This is a genomic window from Pandoraea communis (genome assembly GCF_902459745.1).
GTDB classification, from domain to species: domain Bacteria; phylum Pseudomonadota; class Gammaproteobacteria; order Burkholderiales; family Burkholderiaceae; genus Pandoraea; species Pandoraea communis.
The window spans coordinates 106,346-126,989 of sequence record NZ_CABPSJ010000001.1; the positions used below are offsets into that span (position 1 = coordinate 106,346).

22 protein-coding genes are annotated in these 20,644 nt (G+C 65.5%); 11 read left to right on the forward strand and 11 right to left on the reverse strand.

The features are described from left to right. The 10 genes from PCO31110_RS00545 (at position 1) to PCO31110_RS00590 (ending at position 10,043) form a co-directional block, all read left to right on the forward strand. A complete protein-coding gene (locus PCO31110_RS00545) occupies positions 1 to 1,812 on the forward strand; it encodes a type II and III secretion system protein family protein (protein WP_150689381.1) in 1,812 nt (603 codons plus the stop codon). A 24-nt stretch (positions 1,813 to 1,836) separates the two neighbouring features. Then, positions 1,837 to 2,172: a hypothetical protein gene (locus PCO31110_RS00550; protein ID WP_010805714.1), complete on the forward strand. Its 336-nt coding sequence runs from the start codon at positions 1,837 to 1,839 to the stop codon at positions 2,170 to 2,172. Positions 2,173 to 2,209: 37 nt separating this feature from the next. Next, entirely contained in the window at positions 2,210 to 3,466 is a 1,257-nt protein-coding gene (locus PCO31110_RS00555; protein WP_150689382.1) for a pilus assembly protein TadG-related protein, read from the forward strand. A gap of 14 nt (positions 3,467 to 3,480) precedes the next feature. Next, a complete protein-coding gene (locus tag PCO31110_RS00560) occupies positions 3,481 to 4,026 on the forward strand; it encodes a TadE/TadG family type IV pilus assembly protein (RefSeq protein WP_010805712.1) in 546 nt (181 codons plus the stop codon). Beyond that, positions 4,023 to 4,472 carry a TadE/TadG family type IV pilus assembly protein gene (locus PCO31110_RS00565; protein ID WP_150689383.1) on the forward strand — a complete coding sequence of 150 codons (450 nt, stop codon included), beginning with the start codon at positions 4,023 to 4,025 and terminating at the stop codon, positions 4,470 to 4,472. The genes PCO31110_RS00560 and PCO31110_RS00565 overlap by 4 nt, the downstream gene beginning before the upstream one ends. Before the next feature lie 45 nt (positions 4,473 to 4,517). Continuing rightward, positions 4,518 to 5,738 carry a CpaE/TadZ family protein gene (locus PCO31110_RS00570; protein WP_150689384.1) on the forward strand — a complete coding sequence of 407 codons (1,221 nt, stop codon included), beginning with the start codon at positions 4,518 to 4,520 and terminating at the stop codon, positions 5,736 to 5,738. Between the two features lie 104 nt (positions 5,739 to 5,842). Next, positions 5,843 to 7,213 (forward strand): TadA family conjugal transfer-associated ATPase, encoded by a 1,371-nt coding sequence (locus PCO31110_RS00575; RefSeq protein WP_150689385.1) that lies wholly within the window; start codon positions 5,843 to 5,845, stop codon positions 7,211 to 7,213. Positions 7,214 to 7,288: 75 nt separating this feature from the next. Further along, positions 7,289 to 8,269, forward strand: coding sequence for a type II secretion system F family protein (locus PCO31110_RS00580; RefSeq protein ID WP_010805708.1), 981 nt, complete (start codon positions 7,289 to 7,291; stop codon positions 8,267 to 8,269). Between the two features lie 48 nt (positions 8,270 to 8,317). After that, the gene (locus PCO31110_RS00585) at positions 8,318 to 9,295 is read left to right on the forward strand and encodes a type II secretion system F family protein (RefSeq protein ID WP_010805707.1); all 978 of its coding nucleotides are present in this window, start codon (positions 8,318 to 8,320) and stop codon (positions 9,293 to 9,295) included. Between the two features lie 19 nt (positions 9,296 to 9,314). Continuing rightward, positions 9,315 to 10,043, forward strand: a complete 729-nt coding sequence (locus tag PCO31110_RS00590) for a methyltransferase family protein (protein ID WP_246189688.1) — start codon at positions 9,315 to 9,317, stop codon at positions 10,041 to 10,043. Between the two features lie 148 nt (positions 10,044 to 10,191). On the opposite strand, the gene PCO31110_RS00595 is transcribed toward PCO31110_RS00590, so the two are convergent. Together PCO31110_RS00595 and purB are read right to left on the reverse strand one after the other, a co-directional pair. Next, positions 10,192 to 10,641: a c-type cytochrome gene (locus PCO31110_RS00595; RefSeq protein ID WP_010805705.1), complete on the reverse strand. Its 450-nt coding sequence runs from the start codon at positions 10,639 to 10,641 to the stop codon at positions 10,192 to 10,194. Between the two features lie 199 nt (positions 10,642 to 10,840). Then, positions 10,841 to 12,214: an adenylosuccinate lyase gene (purB, locus tag PCO31110_RS00600; protein WP_150623342.1), complete on the reverse strand. Its 1,374-nt coding sequence runs from the start codon at positions 12,212 to 12,214 to the stop codon at positions 10,841 to 10,843. A gap of 184 nt (positions 12,215 to 12,398) precedes the next feature. On the opposite strand from purB, the gene PCO31110_RS00605 reads away from it, so the two are divergent. Next, a complete protein-coding gene (locus PCO31110_RS00605) occupies positions 12,399 to 13,007 on the forward strand; it encodes a glutathione S-transferase family protein (RefSeq protein WP_150689386.1) in 609 nt (202 codons plus the stop codon). A 36-nt stretch (positions 13,008 to 13,043) separates the two neighbouring features. Here the strand turns inward: PCO31110_RS00605 and PCO31110_RS25845 are convergent, their stop codons facing one another. The 9 genes from PCO31110_RS25845 to PCO31110_RS00650 all read right to left on the reverse strand — a co-directional run bounded on the left by PCO31110_RS25845 (position 13,044) and on the right by PCO31110_RS00650 (position 20,644). After that, complete coding sequence (locus tag PCO31110_RS25845) at positions 13,044 to 14,108, reverse strand: lytic transglycosylase domain-containing protein (RefSeq protein WP_246189689.1); 1,065 nt, start codon at positions 14,106 to 14,108, stop codon at positions 13,044 to 13,046. Beyond that, positions 14,105 to 15,265, reverse strand: coding sequence for an EscU/YscU/HrcU family type III secretion system export apparatus switch protein (locus tag PCO31110_RS00615; protein ID WP_010805701.1), 1,161 nt, complete (start codon positions 15,263 to 15,265; stop codon positions 14,105 to 14,107). The genes PCO31110_RS25845 and PCO31110_RS00615 overlap by 4 nt, the downstream gene beginning before the upstream one ends. Positions 15,266 to 15,272: 7 nt before the next feature. Beyond that, positions 15,273 to 16,115 (reverse strand): type III secretion system export apparatus subunit SctT, encoded by an 843-nt coding sequence (gene sctT, locus PCO31110_RS00620; RefSeq protein ID WP_150689387.1) that lies wholly within the window; start codon positions 16,113 to 16,115, stop codon positions 15,273 to 15,275. Positions 16,116 to 16,120: 5 nt separating this feature from the next. Then, a complete protein-coding gene (gene sctS / locus PCO31110_RS00625; protein WP_010805699.1) occupies positions 16,121 to 16,387 on the reverse strand; it encodes a type III secretion system export apparatus subunit SctS in 267 nt (88 codons plus the stop codon). 19 nt (positions 16,388 to 16,406) lie between these two features. Then, positions 16,407 to 17,057, reverse strand: coding sequence for a type III secretion system export apparatus subunit SctR (gene sctR / locus PCO31110_RS00630; RefSeq protein ID WP_010805698.1), 651 nt, complete (start codon positions 17,055 to 17,057; stop codon positions 16,407 to 16,409). Positions 17,058 to 17,318: 261 nt separating this feature from the next. Next, entirely contained in the window at positions 17,319 to 18,335 is a 1,017-nt protein-coding gene (locus tag PCO31110_RS00635; protein WP_150689388.1) for a type III secretion system protein SepQ, read from the reverse strand. Further along, a complete protein-coding gene (locus PCO31110_RS00640; protein ID WP_150689389.1) occupies positions 18,325 to 18,771 on the reverse strand; it encodes a hypothetical protein in 447 nt (148 codons plus the stop codon). The genes PCO31110_RS00635 and PCO31110_RS00640 overlap by 11 nt, the downstream gene beginning before the upstream one ends. A 113-nt stretch (positions 18,772 to 18,884) precedes the next feature. Then, the gene (locus tag PCO31110_RS00645) at positions 18,885 to 19,295 is read right to left on the reverse strand and encodes a hypothetical protein (protein WP_150689390.1); all 411 of its coding nucleotides are present in this window, start codon (positions 19,293 to 19,295) and stop codon (positions 18,885 to 18,887) included. After that, positions 19,271 to 20,644: a FliI/YscN family ATPase gene (locus tag PCO31110_RS00650; RefSeq protein WP_150689391.1), complete on the reverse strand. Its 1,374-nt coding sequence runs from the start codon at positions 20,642 to 20,644 to the stop codon at positions 19,271 to 19,273. Before PCO31110_RS00650 ends, PCO31110_RS00645 begins: the two co-directional genes overlap by 25 nt.

The following is a 20,644-nucleotide window of genomic DNA, read 5'->3' on the forward strand; positions in this document are numbered from 1 at the left end:
ATGAACAGGACACGTCAATCGAGTAGAACTCACGCCTTCACGCGGGCCGCGCTGGCCGTGGCCGCCTGCGGCATGCTGGCTGCGACGGCGCCGGCCGGGGCGCAGACCGCCGTCGAATATGGTGCTGTCGCCAATGGCGCACCGGGCAAGACGGGCGCTTCGGCCGCAAAGGGCAGCGCACCGATGCAGATGACCATCAGCATGACGCCATCCGCGCCGCCAGCCAACGCCGCTGCGGCGTCCGCGCCGGGCAGCACGCGCGGACCGAACTGCACGGGCGAGTTGCGCAACGAGCGCACGGTCGTCGTGCCGATCGGCAAGTCCACCGTGCTGCAGCTTGAAGAGCCCGTGCGCAACCGTACGCTGGGCGATCCGTCGGTGGCGCAGGCCGCCATGGTCTCGCCACGCGCCATGTACCTGCTCGGTCTGTCGGTGGGCACCACCAATATGATCGTGCAGGGCCGCAGCGGCGCTTGCGAGATCGTGAACGTGGTGGTCAACGGCGACGCCGGCGGCGTGCAGACCTCCCTTGCGCAACTCATGCCCGAGGAGCACGGTATTCGCGTGACGAGTGCGGGCGCCAACCTCGTTCTGGCCGGGCGGGTATCGAGCGCGATAGCCGCGCAGCAGGCCGTGGAGATCGCCAAAGCGTACGCCAAGCGCGGCAACGCCGACGGCACGGTGCTCAACATGATGTCGGTCGACACCCCGCAGCAGGTCATGCTCGAGGTCAAGGTCGCCGAAGTGTCCAAGACACTCATCAACCAGCTCGGCTCGGCCCTGAACCTGCAGGGCGGCTTCGGCACATGGACCGGCGCACTGGTCAGCAACCTGCTCTCGGGCGCGGCCACGGCGCTAACGGCATCCAAGGCGAACCGGCTGCCGCTGCAGCTCTCGCTCGACGCGCAGAAGACCGACAACCTCGTGAAAATCCTCGCCGAGCCGAACCTCGTCACGCTCTCGGGGCAGGAAGCGAGCTTCCTGTCGGGCGGCAAGATCTTCATCCCGGTGCCGCAATCCAATGGCTCGACCACGGTCATCACGCTGCAGCAGGAGGAGTTCGGCGTTGCGCTCAAGTTCCTGCCAACCGTGCTCGACGGTGGACGCATCAATCTGCGCGTCGCGCCCGAGGTCTCGGAACTCTCGCCCACCGGTGTCACGCTCACGGCGACCAACATCAACGGCGTGAACATCCTGCCGCTGATCACCACGCGGCGCGCCTCGACCACGGTGCAGATGCGCGACGGCGAGACGTTTGCCATCGGCGGCCTGGTCAAGAACAACATCTCCGGCGCGCTCAAGGCGTTCCCGGGCCTGGGCGAAGTGCCGGTGCTCGGCACACTCATGCGCAGCACGTCGTTCCAGAACGACCTGACGGAGCTTGTGTTCATCATCACCCCGCACCTTGTCAAGCCGCTGCAAACGGCCGCCGCGGAGCTGCCGATGCCGACCGACAGCTTCACCACGCCCAGCGCCATCGACATCTACGCCACGGGCAACATGGAAGGCCGCGGCCAGAAGTCTGCACCGTCGGCCCCCAACGCACCTGCGCCGCAGCCCGCCGCAGCACCCGGCCCGCAACCGGCGCGTCCCTCGTCGTCGGCGCCGTCGAGCACGCCCAACCCGGCCAACGCGCCAACGTCATCGACCGGTGCTGCGCCAGGGACGCCTGCTGCGACGGCAGCGGCACCCGGGGCGGCACCGGCATCGGTGCCGGCACCGGCAGCACTTCGCGCGGTGCGTACTGAAGCGCACACCCAAGCGCCGTCCTTGCCCGCGTTCGCCGATGCGGGCTCGCCCTATCTCCATTGACTCTCGTGTTTCGGGGGAACTGCCATGAAAACGCTTACCGCTATCCTGTCCCGCGCCGGTGCCCTTGCGTCGCTGTGCGCAGCCTGCCTGCCGCTGGCGGCCTGCATGAGTTCGTCGCCGATCTGGGACGCCCACATGGGCGAGGCCATGCACAAGGTCATGAAGGCACAGATCATTCATCCCGGCCCGCCGGACGACGCCGGGCCCATGAGCACCGACGGCAAGGCGGCCGTCTCGGCGCTGAACAGCTACGACAAGGCGATGCGCTCGCCCGCGCCGAATTCCAACCCGTACGTGATCGGTGTCAGTCAGGGCGGTGCGCCGCTTGCGCCGAGCGGCGGCTCGGGCATGAATCAGTAGTGCATTGACAGACTCCGACCCAAGGAGGCAAACCGCAATGCGTAACTCTGTGAATCCCCAACGCTCGCGCGCCGCCAAACCACGGCGCGAAGACGGCGCGATCACCATCGTGGTGGCGCTTGTGCTGGCGGTGCTGATCGGCTTCGCCGGTCTGGCACTCGACCTGGGCAAGCTCTACGTCGCGCGCAGCGAACTGCAGAACAGTGCCGACGCCTGTGCACTGTCCGCCGCACGCGACCTCACGGGCGCCACGGCGCTGACGGTCTCCGAGGCCGCCGGCATCGCTGCGGGCTATGCCAACCGCGCCCTGTTCCAGTCGGCCAACGTCAGCATGAACGTCAACAGCAGTGTCACCTACAGCGCCTCGTCGAGCGGCCCGTTTCTGACCAAGGACAACGTGACCGGCAACATCAATACGATCAAGTACGTACAGTGCACCACCTCGATAAGTGGCATCGTGCCATGGCTCATCAGCGTGCTCAACGTCTTGCCGGGCATCAACATCGGCCCGAGTTCGGTCTCGGCGCGGGCGGTGGCGAGCACCACCTCCGCGCAGACCTCCTGCGCCATTCCCGTGTTCATCTGCGACCCGTCGAAGTTCTCGCCGGCGGCCAGTTACCTCCAGGGCCAGTGGCTGCAGGGTAAGGGCGACAGCCGCACCGGCACCTACAACCAGGGCGACTTCGGCTGGGCCAACCTGAACGGCACCGGCAACAGCGGCACACCGAACCTGGCCGGGCAATTGACCGGCAGCGGCCAGTGCAATCTGCCTGCCATCGGCACCAACATCGGCACGCCCGGCAACAAGTCGTCGCTCGACGATGCGTACAACACGCGCTTCGGCATCTACAAGAACGGCACGCCACCCGGCGACGGCAGCTCGGTGACCGATTTCACGGGCTACGCGTACACGGGTTCGACCTGGGCGGCGGGCGCCAACGCCTACAGCGATTTCGTCAACCAGCGCAAGAGCTACACGCCGTACCAGAACATCCCCGGCATGAAGCTCAGCGGTACTGCAGCGGCCGGCGCAGTCTACAGGAGCGGCGCCGACCGCCGCTTGCCGATCGCGCCGATGGTCGACTGCAGCAAAGTCGCATCGTCCACCGGGGCGCCTGTCACCAAGTGGGCCTGCGTGCTGATGCTCGACCCGATGCAGCAGGGCGGCGACATCAACGCGGTCCATCTCGAGTACCGCGGCCTGGCCAGCGACCCGGACAGTCCCTGCGCGACGCAGGGTACGCCGGGGCCGTCGACGTCGGTCGGGCCGCTCGTGCCGGTGCTCGTGCAATAGGACCGGAGACCATCATGACCCATCCCGCGCAAGCGCGCCGCACCTCCCGCCGCCCCCTTCACCACCAGACCGGTGCCGTGGCAGTCGAGTTCGGACTGCTGCTGCCGGTGCTCCTGATCCTGTTCGGCGGCATGGTCGAGATGGGGCATGCGCTCTACGAATACGACACGCTAACCAAGGCCTCGCGCAATGCCGCGCGCTACCTGTCGGAGTATTCGCCGTCGGATCCGACCTATCCGATCGGCGCCGCCAAGTGCCTGACAGTGTATGGCACCACGGATTGTTCGGGCACGGTCCTGGCACCGAACCTGAGTACCGCCAACGTCGTGATCTGCGACCGCAGCAACCCGACGGACGCCAACTGCCAGGACCTCGTGTATGGCAACTACACGGTATACGACACCACCGACAACAACGGGGCCACCGGCAGCTCGGTCGGCACCATCAACCTCGTCGCGGTGAAGATCGTCAACTACCAGTACACGCCGATCCAGGCGATCCTGGACGTCACAGGTCTGGTGTTCGGCAACATCGCGACCGTCATGAGGCAAGTGCTATGAAACCCGCCCATTTCCATTGCACCTGTGCCGGACGCCGTCGCCAGCGCGGTGCGGCCATGGTCGAGTTCGCGCTGGTGGCGGCGCTGTTCTTCACGCTGCTGATCGGCATCATGGAGTTCGCGCGCATCCTGTTCTATTGGAATACGGCCGTCGAGGCGGCACGCCTCGGTGCACGCGTGGCGGTCGTGTGCGACGTGAATGCCGCGGCGGTCAAGAACCGCATGACGAGCCTCATGCCGCAGCTCGCCGACGCGAACATCCAGATCAGCTACGTGCCGGCCGGCTGCGACGCCACGTCATGCACGCTGGTGACCGTGAGCTACACGGGACTGACCTTCAAGACCTTCATTCCCTTCGTGCCCCTGAGCCTGCCGCTGCCGGCGTTCGCCACGACGCTGCCGCGCGAGAGCCTCTCCAGCGCGACGGGCAACAACGTTTGCAGCTAAGCGGCCATATCCACAACCCAATCGACAACGAACCCAGAGGCCATCATGTTGAAAGTCCTGCTTGCATCACATGCCCCCGAGCGCCTCGCATTGCTCGCCAGGCTCGTGCGCGATCATCCCGAATACGATGTCGCAACGCTGGCCGCGACACCCGCGCAACTGCTCAACGCCGACGTTCGGCTGGAAGACTTCGACGCTGCCGTGGTCGACCTGCCAGGCACCCAGCAAGGCGAACTGTGCGATGTGCAGGTCATGTGCCAGCAATGGCCGAAGCTCGTATGCATCCTGGTGATGCACGAGGCCACGCCGGCACTGCTCATCGCCGCGATGCGCGCTGGCGCGCGCGACGTGCTGCCCTGGCCGCTCGAGCAGCACGGCCTTGACGATGCGCTTGCCCGCGTGCAGTCGCAGCATGGGCAGGATGCCCCCCGCCCGCTGCCGTCGATCGCGTTCATGTCGTGCAAGGGCGGGGCCGGCACGAGTTTTCTCGCCGCCAACTTCGCGCGCGGGCACGCCGCACAAACCGGCGAGCGCGTACTGCTCGTCGACCTCGATCCCGATTTCGGCGACGCCGCGTTCCTCGTCACCGACAAGGCACCGCCGGCCACGCTGCCCCAAGTCTGCGCGCAAGCCGAGCGCATTGATGCCTCGTTCCTCGATAGCTGCGTCACCCGCGTCGAAGACGGCTTCGACGCCCTGGCCGGCGCGGGCGACCCCGTGGCCAGTCTCGACGTGACCGAGGAGAGCCTCAAGCGCATTCTTGCTGCCGCTGCGCAACGCTACGACCTCGTCGTGTTCGACGCGGGCCGCACCGTCAACGTAAGCGTGACCTGGGCTTTGCAACGCAGTGAGCGCGTGTACGTGGTGCTGCGCGCGAGCATGCCGTTCCTGCGCGCCGCCTGCCGCCTGTTCGATCTGCTGCGCAGGCTCGGCGTACCGATGGACAAGGTCGGCTACCTCGTCAACCGGTCGAACCGGCACGACAGCGTGACGCACAAGGAACTCGAGCGTGCGCTTGGCATGCCAGCACTGGCGGTTCTGCCTGAGGACGGCGCTGCCGTGGCGGCCGCCATGAGCCAGGGCGTGCCCATCGCACGGGTGGCCAGGCGCAGCGCGATCGCCCGGGCGCTTGCAGCGCTCGTCGTGCGCCATGCCGCACACGCCGACACGCCACGCACGCCCCCGCCCGGCGGCGAATCGCTGTTCGGGCGGTTGTGGAGCAAAACCCACACGACTGAACGTGCGACGCCGCCGACGTTGATTTGAGTCGCATTAACGGACCGACAGGTCAACAAACCGCCCAACGGATTGATAGACAGATCGAATCACCCGATTAACGCATCGAATTCAGCCTCACCCGGGAGCCCCTCATGTCAGCCACCACACAATCCCTGCTGCTGTCGCCCGCCGTCGCCACGCCTGAGCGGACGACGGCACGCGCGAGCAACCTGAGCCCAGGCGTCGGCCCGCACTACGCCGAGCTCAAGCGCCGCATGCACGAGATGGTGCTCGAGCGCGTCGAGCTCGAGAAACTAGCGCGTCTGACCGAACTCCAGGTCAAGACCGAACTCGCGCTGCTCATCGACCGTGTCGTGGGTGAGCAGAACGTGCTCGTCAACGAAGCCGAACGGCGCCAGCTCGGCAGTGACATCTACGACGAGATGTTCGGCCTGGGGCCGCTCGAACCGCTACTGCGCGATGCGACCATCTCCGATATCCTCGTCAACACCCATCGGCGCACCTTCGTCGAGCGCTTCGGCCGCCTCGAGGCGACCGACATCACGTTCTACGACGACGCGCATCTGATGAAGATCATCGAGAAGATCGTCTCGCGCGTGGGCCGCCGCATCGACGAATCGAGCCCCATGGTCGACGCACGCCTGCCCGACGGCTCGCGCGTGAACGCCATCATCCCGCCCTCGGCGATCGACGGCCCGCTCCTGTCGATCCGCCGCTTCGGCTCCACGCCGCTGCAGATGGCCGATATCCTGCGCCTGGGCACCCTGATCGAGCCGATGGCGCAGGTACTGACCGCGCTCGTCGCGGCCAAGGTCAACATCCTTGTTTCGGGCGGCACCGGCAGCGGCAAGACCACACTGCTCAACATCCTGTCGGCCTCGATTCCGGATACCGAGCGCGTCGTCACCATCGAGGACGCCGCCGAACTGCAGCTCGACCAGCAACACGTGCTGCGGCTCGAGACGCGCCCGCCCAACATCGAAGGCAAGGGCGAGATCACCCAACGCACCCTCGTACGCAACGCCCTGCGTATGCGCCCGGACCGCATCATCCTTGGCGAAGTGCGCGGCGCCGAGGCGCTCGACATGCTCAACGCCATGAACACCGGCCACGAGGGGTCGCTCGCCACGGTCCACGCCAACTCCCCGCGCGACGCGCTCACGCGGCTTGAAAACATGGTGAGCATGTCGGGCGTACCGCTGCCGTCGCGCGCGATGCGCCAACAGATTGCCTCAGCGATCACCGTGATCGTGCAGACCGCGCGCCTGACCGATGGGCGGCGGCGCCTGACGAGCCTTCAGGAGATCACCGGCATGGAGGGCGAGATCATCACAATGCAGGAGCTCTTCACCTTCAAGCGCACCGGCGTGGAGCGCGACGGGACGGTACGCGGCTACTTCTGCGCAAGCGGCGTGCGGCCCAGGTTTGCCGAACGGCTGCAGACCTACGGTATGGCCTTGCCCGATGCCATCTACGATCCGTCGCGCCGTTACGAGGTGTGACGACGCAGGCTCGGCGAGCGCAGCGGATTCCGGCAGTTACGGGGAATATTCGGGGAATATGCGGGGGAAATAGCCATGGGTAATACGCCTTTCTACATCTTTGCCGTACTGTTGTTCCTGGCAGTGGTGCTTGCCGTCGAGGGCATCTACTACTGGTGGAGCAGCCAGCACAGCGCTGCGGCCAAGCGCGTCAAGGCACGCATTCGTGCCCTGTCGGCGGGCGGCAACGTCGACCGCGAGCACATCTCGATCCTCAAGTCGCGCCTGCTCAGCGGCTCGCCGGGCGTCGAGCGCATGCTCCTGCGCATGCCTCGCGTGCACGCGCTCGACCTGCTCATCCAGCAATCGGGCCTGTCGTGGTCCGTGGCACACCTGCTCATGTGGATGCTGGTGCATGGACTGGGGCTCGCCATGCTCGTCCTGCTGCTGCCGCTGACCTGGCGCCTGGCCGTGCCGGCGGGACTCATCGGCGCGAGCTTGCCAGCGCTATACGTCAGTCGCCGGCGCGGCAAGCGGCTCGAACGACTTGAGCGGCAGTTGCCGGAGACGGCCGACACCATCGCGCGCGCCTTGCGTGCCGGCCATGCTTTCCCCGCGGCCATCGAAATGATCGGCAACGAAATGGCCGAGCCCATCGGCGGGGAGTTCCGCATCATGTTCGACGAGATCAACTACGGTGTGGGCATCAACGACGCCTTGCGCAACCTCGCCACGCGTGTGCCGATCGACGACCTGCGTTATTTCATCACCGCCGTGATGATCCAGCGCGAGAGCGGCGGCAATCTCGCCGAAATCATGACGAATATTGCCGAGCTCACGCGCGAACGGCTCAAGCTGCTCCAGAAGGTGAGAGTGCTTTCGGCCGAGGGCCGGCTCTCGGCGATCATCCTCGAGGTCCTGCCGTTTGGTGCGGCGGGGCTACTGATGATCGTCAACCCGACCTTCCTCGAGGTGCTGTGGAAAGACCCGGCCGGCATCAAGATCAGCGTGACGGCGCTGGGATTGATGGCACTTGGGATGCTCTGGATGCGCCGGATCGTGCGCATCCACGTGTGAGCCCGCGCGCGGGCGATTGAACCAGATAGACCATTCGGGGAGTGTGCCATGTTGCATTGGAACGAAGGACATATCGCGTTGCTGGCGGGGGTATTCCTGATGACGTTCAGTGTCGTGCTCGGACTCGTGCTGCTGCTCGCGCCGGGGCGCACGCGCGGGCGCGTCGAGAGCATCGAGGGTTTTGCGGGAAGCGGGGGCCGCGGTTCGTCGAGCGCTCCCGTCGATGCGGGTGACAGCCCCTGGGTCGAGCGTCTCGCGAAGTGGTCGAAGCCCGTTTCTAAACTGTCCCTGCCCAAAGAGGGCAGAGAGTCATCGACGCTGCGCACCCGGTTCATCAACGCCGGCTGGCGCGACGCCTCCGCCCCGGCGTTGTATTTCTCGGCCAAGACATTATTGGCGCTGGCCCTGCCGTTCATCGGCTTCGAGGTCGCGAGTCCGCATTACGCAGCCACGCATCGCGACTTGCTGATGGGGCTGCTGCTGGTGCTCGGCGCCGTCGGCTACTACCTGCCGAACATGGTCCTGTCGCGCCGCATCGCGTGGCGCCAGGGTGTGATCTTCGAGGACTTTCCCGACGCGCTCGACCTCATGACCGTGTGTGTCGAAGCGGGCCTGAGCCTCGACGCCGCGCTCATGCGTGTGACTGGCGATATCCACGTACGCAGCCCCGTATTGTCCGACGAGTTCGAACTGCTTCTGCTGGAGTTTCGTTCAGGCTTCTCCAAGGAGCAAGCGCTGCGCAACCTGAGCCTGCGCACCGGCGTCGAGGACATCGACACCTTTGTCTCGATGTTGATCCAGGCGGAGCGTTTTGGCACCAGCGTTGGCGCGTCGTTGCGGGTGCTGTCCGAGATGCTGCGGACCAAGCGGCGCATGCGGGCCGAGGAGCGCGCGGCCAAGATCGCGCTCAAGCTGTTGTTTCCGCTGGTGTTCTTCATCTTCCCGACGCTGTTGCTAGTGCTGCTCGGACCGGCATTTATCCAGATTTACCGTGTACTGCTGCCAACGTTGTCGGGCGCGCTCTAGCCTCATAAGGACCGTGATCATGCATAGCGAAAAAGAGTTTGACGTATCGTCGATCGAAGACTGGCGCGCCAACCCTTATGCCGTCGCGCCGATGATTCCGCCCTTGGCGGTCCCTTCGTTACCCAATCGCCGCAGTCTGCGAGAGATGGCCGTGGAAGTCTCCGTGCGCTTGATGGGCAGCCTCGTGCTGGGTGCGTTTGCTTTCGTCGCGTGGCTTCAGTGGAGCGCGGCGCCGGAGCGCATCACCTTGCTGCTTCTGGTCGCCACATCGTCGCTCACTGTCGGACTGGCACTCTTCACACGCGTACCGGCCAAGCGCGATTGGCGGCTGGTGCCGGTCATCGTATCCGTGTGCGGCACGTTCTACTTCCTCGCCGTGCGGCTCGATCCCGGCATACGACTGATTCCGGAGAGCTCCGGTGCGTTCCTGTGCGGCGCGGGAATACTGTGGCAGTTGTACGCCAAGGCATCGTTAAGGCGCTCGTTCGGCATCGTTCCGGCCAATCGCGGCATCGTTTCCAGTGGTGCCTATCGATGGGTTCGCCATCCGATCTATCTTGGGTACGTGATTGCGGACATGGGGTTCCTGCTGACCAACTTCGGCGCGTGGAACGTCATGGTGTACGGAGGACTGTTCACGCTACAGGTCACGCGCATTATCCAGGAGGAACGTTTCCTGGCCTCCGATCCGGCTTATGCCGAGTACCGCTCGAAGATCCGCTACCGAGTACTGCCCGGGCTGTTCTGACCCGTCGCCTTTCGGATAACACTCCCGTTCCTTACCCCCGGACGGGACGATGCTTCGAAAAAGTGCCGGACTGTTTCAGGACGTGTCAGGGTCAAAAAAAGCCGGTCGCTGAACACGACCGGCTTTTTTATCGGGAAGCGGACGACGCTTACTTCGCGCGGAAGCCGTCGTGGCAGCTCTTGCAAGTCTGCGCAGCTTCGCCGAATGCCGTCTTGATCGACGCGAGGTCGCCGCCCTTGGCCACGGTATTGAGCTTTGCGACGGCCGTCTCCATCTTCTCGGCGGCTTGCTGGAACTTCACCTTGTCGGAGAAGACTTCCGGCTTCGCCTTGCTCTTCGCGGTGGTCTGGCCGCCTTCGAACGCCGGCCACGGCAGCTTCGACAGGCTGGCGACGAGTTCGGCGTTCTTTGCCACGTCGTCCTTGTTGAACGGCACGTCGCCCTTGACGACGGCACCGATGCGGCCGAAGTGATTGCCGAGCAGGAAGAGCGACGACTGACGATACTCCACGGCGTCGTCGGGCTTGGCGAACTGGGCTTGGGCGAGGGCCGGAACAACGGCGGCGGCGAGTGCTGCAACTGCAAAAGTGAACTTCATCTGCGGGGTTCTCCTTATGGGTTATGCAGCTATGATACACAGCAACCCGGCAGCATGTATGACAGCCAGCCACCTGAATCCTCGCTGCCGGATAGCCGCTTTCCCGTGTCGTTTTTCACTTCGGTATCGCGTAAGGGGTGTGCAACGCACCATGCAAAACGGGCCGCAATGCGGCCCGTTTCGGTCAAGCGCAGAAGACTTAAACGCGCTTCGCGAGCGACTCGGCGATACCGATGTAGTTCGCCGGCGTCATTTCCAGCAGGCGGGCCTTCGCGTCTGCCGGAATATCCAGCTTCTCGATGAAAGCTTGCAGCGCTTCACGCGTGATGCCCTTGCCGCGCGTGAGTTCCTTGAGTTGCTCGTACGGGTTGGGGATACCGAAGCGGCGCATCACGGTCTGCACCGGCTCGGCCAGCACTTCCCACGTGTTGTCGAGGTCTTCGTCCAGACGCTGCGGGTTGACTTCGAGCTTGCCCAGACCGCGCAGGCACGAGTCGTAGGCGAGCAGGCTGTAACCGAACGCCACGCCGATGTTACGCAGCACGGTCGAGTCCGTCAGGTCACGCTGCCAGCGCGAGACCGGCAGCTTGTCGGCCAGATGGCGCAGCACCGCGTTGGCCAGCCCGAGGTTACCTTCCGAATTCTCGAAGTCGATCGGGTTCACCTTGTGCGGCATGGTCGACGAACCGATCTCGCCGGCCTTCGTCTTCTGCTTGAAGTAGCCGACCGAGATGTAACCCCAGATGTCGCGGTTCAGATCGAGCAGGATGGTGTTGGCACGCGCCACGGCGTCGAACAGCTCGGCCATGTAGTCGTGCGGTTCGATCTGGATCGTGTACGGGTTGAACGTCAGACCCAGACGTTGCTCGATGACTGCCTTCGAGAACGCCTCCCAGTCATATTCCGGGTAAGCCGAAAGGTGTGCGTTGTAGTTACCGACCGCACCGTTCATCTTGGCGAGCAGTTCTACACGGCGAACGCGCTCCAGCGCACGCGCCAGACGCACGGCCACGTTGGCCAGTTCCTTGCCGAGCGTGGTCGGCGATGCAGGCTGACCATGCGTGCGCGAGAGCATCGGCTGCGACGCGTGTTCGCGTGCCAGTTCGCCGAGCTTCGTGACCAGCGATTCGAGCGCGGGCACGATCACCGTGTCGCGTGCGCCCTTGATCATCAGGCCGTGCGAAGTGTTGTTGATGTCTTCCGACGTGCAGGCGAAATGGATGAATTCGCTGGCCTTTTCAAGTTCTGCCTGCCCCTGCACCTTCTCCTTGAGCCAGTACTCGACCGCTTTCACGTCGTGATTGGTGACTTTCTCGATGTCCTTGATGCGCTGCGCGTCGGCGTTCGAGAAGTTCGTGACCAGATTCAGCAGGAACGTCTCCGCACCGGCCGAGAACGGGGCGATCTCGGCGAAACCGGCCTTGGACAGGGCGATCAGCCAATGGATTTCGACCGTCACGCGGTGACGCATGAACGCCGCTTCGGACAGCCACGGACGCAGGGCGTCGGTCTTGCTGGCATAACGGCCGTCGAGCGGGGAAAGCGCGGTCAATGGGGAGAATTCGTCGGACATGGCACTGGGCACCGAAAAGGAAAACCGGGGAGCCGGCGAGGCGCCAACTCGGAAAGGCCAGTATTTTACCATTCCCTGCGCCGATCCTCCCGGGGCCGCTCGCAACCGGCTCCGGCCCGCCCCGGCCGGCCCCGACTGCACGTTATACTCTCCCCCGCGCTACAGCGATTTTTCAAGGATCCACATGAAGTTGATCGGTGCCCTCGCCAGTCCCTACGTTCGCAAAGTCCGCATTGTGCTGGCTGAAAAGAAGCTCGATTACAAGCTCGAGCTGGAGAATGTGTGGGCCGACGACACCTGTATCCAGCAGTCCAACCCGCTCGGCAAAGTACCGTGTCTGGTCATGGAAGACGGCGAAGCCGTATTCGATTCGCGAGTGATCTGCGAGTACATCGACACGCTTTCGCCGGTCGGCAAGCTCATTCCCCCTTCCGGGCGCGAGCGCACCGAAGTGCGCTGCTGGGAGGCGCTCGCCGACGGCCTGACGGACGCCGCCGTGCAGATCCGCGTCGAGACGATGTTCCATGACGAAGCCTCGCGCTCGCCGGCGCTCATCGCGCGGCAGCTCAGCAAGATCGAAGAAGGCTTGCGGGCCATGGAGCATGGGCTCAACGAACGCCAGTGGTGCGCGAGCAACCGCCTCACGCTGGCCGACGTGGCTGTCATCTGCGCCCTCGGCTATCTCGACTTCCGCAACCCCGAGATCCTCTGGCGCGACGCGCATCCGAACCTCGCCAAACACTTCGAGCGCATGTCCGTCCGCGCCTCGGTCGCCGATACCGTCCCCGTATAACAAGCCACGCTGACTGCCCGCCCGCCGGGCCGGCGCTCACGGCATGAGCACTGCCGGACGGTCGCGTCCGTGCCCGCCTGCGGCCTCGACCGACGGGCTGCGCGTCAGCAACGTTCCCAAGCCTCGCAGCAGATGCCAGGTCCGATCCGCCGCGACCTCGCCGGTCCCGGCCGTCCGGGCCGGCGGTTCCGCCCGGACGGCCTTCGGGTGGGGGGCGCCTTGCGCAACGGTGGTCGCGATCTCCCGGACGGCCGGGCGAGGTGTCGATCTGCGCGGTGGCACTGGCTCGCGCCGCGGTGCGACGGTTTGCGGCACATTCGTGGCCCGCAAACGCGAGTATCCCGTCATCACCTTGCGAACGTAGTTCTGCGTCTCGGGAAACGGTGGGATCTGACGCCCATAACGCAGCACAGCGCCTTCTCCCGCGTTGTAAGCAGCCAACACTAGCGACAGGTCGCCGTCGAAACGCGATAGCAACCAGCGGATGTAGGCCGCCCCGGCGCGCACGTTCTCTGCGGGATCTTCGAGACGCCTAACGCCAAAGCGCGCTCCCGTGCCCGGCAGCACCTGCATCAACCCGATCGCGCCTCGCCCGGACAACGCCTGCGGATCGTATCCCGACTCGACGTCGATAATCGCATGCAGCAACGCTGCGTCGACCGACGCCACCTCGGCCGCGCGTCGCACCAGCGAATCGAACGGTAACGCTCGCGTGGCCGGTACGGGGGGTTGCGCGGGCGGCAAGGCCGAGGCGGGTGCCGATGCCTGGGCCGGTACGAAGGCCGAGGCCATCGCCGTCGCCGAAGCGGGTGCCGCCGGGGCGGATTCGCGCACTGCATCGGGTGCTTCCGGCACATCGGCGAGCCGGACATCGGGGGCAACACCTGCGTCTACAGGCGGCCGGGCCGGGCTCGCTGCGGCGCGCGGTTCGGGCACCAGAAGCTGAGCATCGGCCACGCGCGGGTGAAGCGGCAGCAATGCCCGGTTGACGGCCAATGCGGGCATCGACAAACCCAGCAGGCTCAACACGATCAAGACACGTCGTAACGCCTCGCGCCCGGGTGAGCGCAGGTGCGAAATCGGGCCAAGAGAAACGCTCATGCCCGCCTCCCATCGCCGGCACGCCCCGATGGGTCGCCGCCATCCCCTTCGTGAGGAGCTTCCGCTGGCTTCGCGTCGACGGTCTGCCCTTCCTGCTCGTCCTGCGCCGTTTGCACCTCGTACGGCAAATCGAGAGCGAGCCGCAGAATGGCCGCGACGGCATCGAACAGATCGGCGGGAATCGGTGCATCGATCTCGACATCGCTCATCAGACGGCGCGCGACGGGCACATGCTCGACCACCGGCACGCCTTCGCGTTCGGCGAGCCGGACAATCGTCCTGGCGCGCGCGTTACGGCCCTTCTCGATCACCAGCGGCACCGGTGTCTCGCCGGGCACATAGCGCAGGCAGATGGCAATGTGCGCCGGGTTGCGCACAACGGCGGTCGAGCGCTTCACGTTGTTCGACAGACTGCCGCTTTCAATCGTCTCCCGGTGAATGTCGCGCCGCTTGTTCTTGAGATCCCGGTTGCCTTCGACCTCCTTCGACTCGCGCTTGATCTCGTCGTGAGACATCCTCAACTGCTTGTGCAACTGGTATTTCTGATACGCGAAGTCGAGTCCTCCGAACACCACGTAGGCAACGACAAGCACAGACATCAGCCAGAACAGCAGCTTGGCCGTCAGGGCAATGCCACAGGCGGGGCCGCATTGCGGCAGCGCCGCGAGCGACGGCGTGTATTGGCGAATGAGGTAGAAGAAGACCATCCCCAGCACCCCGACCTTGACGAGCGACTTGCCGAACTCGAAGAGCGACTGCATCGAGAACAACTGCTTGGCCTTGGCGATCGGGTCGATGCGTTCGTACTTGGGACGAATGACCTCCGGGGCGACGAGCGCGCCCACTTGCAACACCATCGCAAGCCACGTCGTCACGATCAGCAGCAGCGCGAGCCCGCCGCCGAAACGCACCAGGAGCAGCAACGATGGCCCCAGCATGCCGCGCACAGCATCATCCACCGGATCGTTCAGCACGAGCAGCATGCGCGACACGAGCCCCTCCATCGCGTGGTAAAGCGCGGGGCCTTCGAACGTCAGCCATGCGAGCACCACACCGAGCTGCATGCACACGGCAAGGTCGGCGCTTTTCGCGACACGCCCTTTCGCGCGTTCGTCCTTGATCTTCTTGGGGGTAGGCGGCTGACTCTTCTCGCTCATGCAGACCTCACGATGCGGGCAGCGTCAGCGCGGTCCAGGCGCGGAACACATCGGGTAAGCGATACCAGCCCGCGAGCGGCACCGCGACGGCAAACGGCAGGCTCGCCACGGTCACCAGCAGCGCCATCGCGCTTTTCACAGGCATGGCGAGGAAGAACACGTTGAGCTGTTGCGCCGCGCGGTTGACGAAACCCATCGACATGTCGACCAGCACCATCACGACCATCGCGGGCAACGCGACGGCCACGCACATGACCTGCATCGCCTGCCAGAGCGCGAGCAGCCACGCCACGCTGTCGTCGTGCCATTGCCATGGCTGTCCCACCGGCAACGCGACGTAAGAGGTGTACAGCGCGGTGAGCAGCGCATGCGCCGCCGGGGTGACGAAGAACAGCACGCAGAGCATCTGCGTGAGGGCGATACCGAAGATAGACGACTGCGCTCCCATCAACGGATTGAGCACGCTCGCCATGGAGGCGCCTCGCATCGTGTCGATCACGTATCCCGTCATGTCGACGGCCCAGAACGGCAGCGCAGCGGCGAACCCCAGCAGCCCGCCGATGCACAGTTCGCGCAGAATCAGCACGCCCCAGGCCCCCCAGTGCGCGGGCATTTCCGGCGTGGCGTGCACCAGCGGCACGACCGGCAATGCGAGCGCGAGCACCAGCGCATTGCGCAACATACCGGCCCCGAGCATGCCGACGGAGAACACCGGCAGCAGCATCGCAATGCCCAGCGGGCGCAGCATGGCCACGCCCCACGCAACCAGCCAGCCATAGAGGTCGACCCACAACGGCGAGAGCAACGTGTCGACGGCGGGGTCCATGCCCGGCACGAGAGAAGTCGCCATGCCGCTCACCGCATCCGGCTGATCTGCTCGAACGCGTTGCCCGCGTAATGCAGCAGTACGTGGCCCATCCACGCATAAGTGGCGGCGAGCGTGACCGACACGGCGATGAGCTTGATGAGGAACTGCACGGTCTGGTCCTGCACCTGCGTGAGCGCCTGCACCAGCGAGACGAACACGCCGACCACCGCCGCCACGACCACGGTCGGCAGCGACATGAGCAAGGTGAGCCACAACATCTCGCTCGTCAGATTGACGACGATGGCTTCACTCATCGGCGTGCTCCGGGGGCCGTCATGCGTACGAGAGCATCAACTGACGCACCAACTGCTCCCACCCGTTCATCATCACGAAGATCAGCAGCTTGAACGGCAGCGCGATAGTCATCGGCGAGACCATCATCATCCCCATCGCGAGAAGAATGTTCGAGATCACCAGATCGATCACGACGAACGGCAGATACAGCAGCAGGCCGATCTTGAACGCCTCGGCCAGTTGGCTCAGTGCGAAGGCCGGCATCAGCACGAGCAGGGAATCCGGCCCCAGACGATCGCGATGCGCTTCCGGCCACGTCTCGCCCGCGATGTTCGCGAAGAAGTCGCGTTGTCTCGCGTCGGTGTGACGCGTGAGAAACGCGCGGTACGGCGACAGGATGCTTGCGTCGACATCGGCCACGAAGGTCTTGGACGACAGCGCCACAGGACGCGCCTCGAGATTCGCCTCGATGTCGAACGCCACCGGGGCCATGATGAAGCAGGTAAGCACGAGCGATAAGCCGTAAATGGCGATGTTGGGCGGAATCTGCTGCGTCCCCAGCGCATTGCGCAGCAGCGCGAACACGACGGCCAGTTTCAGAAATGCAGTCCCCAACACCACCAGCAGCGGCATGATCGATAGCAGCGACAGCAACACGATGAGCTGCACCGGGTGGTCGAGCAGGGACATGCAGACTCCAATGAGCGTTGTTGGCCGCCCGATCTGCATGCCTGTCGGCGTCGATAACGCGGGAGGACGCAGAACGAAGCAGGACAAATCGGCTGGAAGAGGTCACCGCGCGAACGCGCGACGATGCGCCAGGCAGACAGACGATCGCGCATGGCGGCGACAGCACGAGCGATGTTAGGTCGCCACCGGATGCACGCCCATCGGGTCACGACCCGAAATCTCGCCGGGCGGATCGTCGCAGGCCGGCAGGCCATGCCCACGCTATGCGCCGTTTTTTTCGTCGATATGCACTGCGAGCCGCCCGTCTTCGAATCGCAGCAAACGCCCGCTGGCCCACGGCAAGCGGGCGTGCCAGAGCGCGATTCGTCCGGCATGCAGCGCGCATGTCGTCGTCTCCCGATGCGACGCCACGGGCACGCCCGAGCGCCAGGCCATCAACAACGGAATGGGAAATCGCCTCTCGGCAACGACGGCGAACCACCGGGCGGTGTCCGTGTGATCGAACTGCACGACATGGCGATCGGATGGCTGGCCATCGCACATGGCGACAGCGTAGTCGCCATCCACCAGCCAGTACTCGCCCCGCTCGATATCGGCCGCCACGTCGAGGAGGACGGCATCGCCCGCATGCAGGTCGTCGCATTGCGTTGCAGGCAACGCCACCCATCCCGCCACGAGCACGCACTGGCGCTCAGGCCAGCCCGCCGGGTCCAACGGCACATCGCAAGGCGTCGCCCGTCGGCAGCGCTCGCGCAGCCACGCGTGCGCCCCATCGAGGTAGGTCAGCGCCAACTGACGCCCCTCGCGCTGCAACACCATGCCGACGCGCCATGTCGTCTCGACACATTCACGCGACAGGGCCGTCGCACTTGGCCACGTTGATGTCTCGCAAGCGTCGAGCCGCGTCTCGCGAGCGGCATCGTTCGACGTGCCGCCGTTCAGATCCATCAAATCGCGCCTCTCACCGGCGCCCCCCGCCGCCAGCGTAAGCGACGCGGCGCTCGCGTGCCAGGCTGGCGGAAGGTCGTCCCATGACGGCACCGGCAAGCTCGCAGCAAGCCAGTCGCACCACTGCTGCGCATCGCACCAGAAGCGCGTCTGGCCGATCACACCTTCGTCGACGCGCGCGGTCACGACAAGGCCGTCGCCCCCGGCACGAAGCCACCCGACGCGTACTTGCGTATCGCTTTCGACGAAGGTCAGACTGCCCTCGCTTGTGAGCAGATCGTCCAACGGCCCCGGGGAGACCGTCGGCTCGGTGGTCGACTCATGGCGCATATCGCGCCTCGACCTCGACGGTGACGGAGAGCCCGAGGCGCGACGTCAGGGCGCGAGACAGTCGACCGCGATGGGCCAGCAATCGCCGGTACATCGCGAGCCGGACGCACAGCAGACTCACCGTGACGCCCTGCCGCCCTCGCCGTGCCTCGACGACCAACGTGTCGAGCGCGCCCCCATGCACGATGACGCGCAGCGAACTGCCGCCGTCCCAGTTAGCGTCCTGACGAGCGTGCCAGACACGCAACCAGCGCAGCACATCGGCGGGGCCCGTCACGCGTGCAGCGGTTTCGGATGCCAGCGAGAACGCCGGGTCCCCATTGTCTTCGTGGCGCTTGCCATGGCTCGTTGCGATGTCACGCCGATGCGAAGCCGATTTATCCGACAGGCCGAGGAAAGCATCGGCCGACAGGGCACTTCGGTGAATGGTGGTCATCGTGAAGTCCTCGTGATGGCGAAGGTTATGAACGCATTTCGATTGATGTGCGGGTTCGAGCTTCTCGACGTCGCGCGACACGGCGGCATGTGCCCCGTGGTCTCGCTGCCGATTCAACTGCGGTAAAGCGCCAGCAACTCCCTCAGTTTTTCCTGCTTGCGCGCGTTGGTCTGCAAACGTTCGCGCTGTTGCCGCAACGCGGCTTCGGCCTGTTGCACCTGTTCGAGCGCTGCGCCGTGCCGGGCCTTGGCCTCGCCCAGCGCCATGCGCTCCGCTTCCACCGAACGCGTCGCGCCGGCGGCCTCGCGTTGCCCATAGACGCCGCCGCGCGACAAGGCTTCCTGCCACACCCGACGCTGCGTGTCGCAAGCGCGCTCGCGCTCGGCAACCGCTTCACCGGCGTCGCGTGCTGCGGCCGTCATGCGAGCCATTGCGGCGCGCAGGGCGGCTTCGCGGCGCTTCGCGAGCGCGGCGAGCGCGTCAATGCTTTCATGCGCTTTCACGTCACCAGATGATCGAGCCATGTGCGGGTATCGTCGAAGGGCGCCACGTCGTGCTGCGACTGGCAAAGGAATGCGCGAATATCCGGGGCGCGTGTGAGCGCATCGTCCGTCTCGGGATCGTTGCCCACCTGGTATTCGCCCACACGCACCAGCAGTTCGACTTCCGCCGCCAGCGCCATGGCACGCCGGACACGGGCAGCGGCTTCGACATGCTTCGCATCGGTCACCTGCGGCATCACCCGCGAGAGGCTTTTCGCGACGTCGATGGCGGGATAGTGGTTCTCCTGCGCGAGACGCCGCGACAGCACGATATGACCATCGACAATCGAGCGCACCTCGTCGGCCAGCGGCTCGTCGAGGTTGTCGCCTTCGACAAGCACGGTGTAGAACGCGGTGATGCTGCCGTGCGCCGCAGTGCCGGCGCGCTCCAGCAGCCGTGGCAGACGCGCATAGAAGCTCGGCGGCAAACCGCTCGTCGCGCCGAGCGGTTCACCTGCGGCCATGCCGATATCGCGCACCGCACGCCCGAACCGCGTCAGGGAGTCCATGAGCAGCAGAACGTCCTTGCCCTCATCGCGGAACGCTTCGGCAATCGCCGTCGCGGTGTAGGCGGCCTTCATGCGCTCGAGCGCGGGGCGGTCGGACGTCGCCACCACACACACCGTGCGCGCGCGCGCCTGCGGTGTGAGCGCCAGTTCCAGAAACTCTCGTACCTCGCGGCCCCGTTCGCCAATCAGCGCAAGCACGATGACATCGGCTTGCGCGCCTTGACACATCATCGACAGCAGCGTGCTCTTGCCGCCGCCCGCCGCCGCGAAAATACCGAGCCGCTGGCCGCGGCCGCAGGTAAGCATGCCGTCGATGGCACGAATGCCGATGGGCAGGCATCGGGACACCAGCGCACGCGTCATGGCGGGCGGCGGCTCCGCGTCCAGCGCCCGCCACGCAACACCGGCGACGTCGGACGACGGCGCCTCATCGGGCGAAGCCAACGGAACCAGAAGCCGCCCCAGCCCGTCCAGCACTTCACCGATCATGTAATCGCCCACAGCGACGCGCGACGATGTTCCCAACGCCTGCACCAGCGCGCCGTTCGCCACGCCGTTCGGCTCGGCATACGGCGCCAGCCACACGTGCCGCCCCTCCACCGCGATCACCTCGGCGTCCAGTTCCGGCGACACGACGCGGCACTGCTCGCCGAGCGCCGCGCCCGGCAAGCGGGCGCGCATCGCATTCGGGGTGATCTTGTCGATACGTCCATAGCGGACCTCCTGACCCGGTACCCGGCGCCAGTCGTCGCAGGCTTTGCGCTGCGCGTCGAGCGTCCGGCGCAGTCCATTGGCGATGCGGGCGGCGTCCGGGCGGCGCAT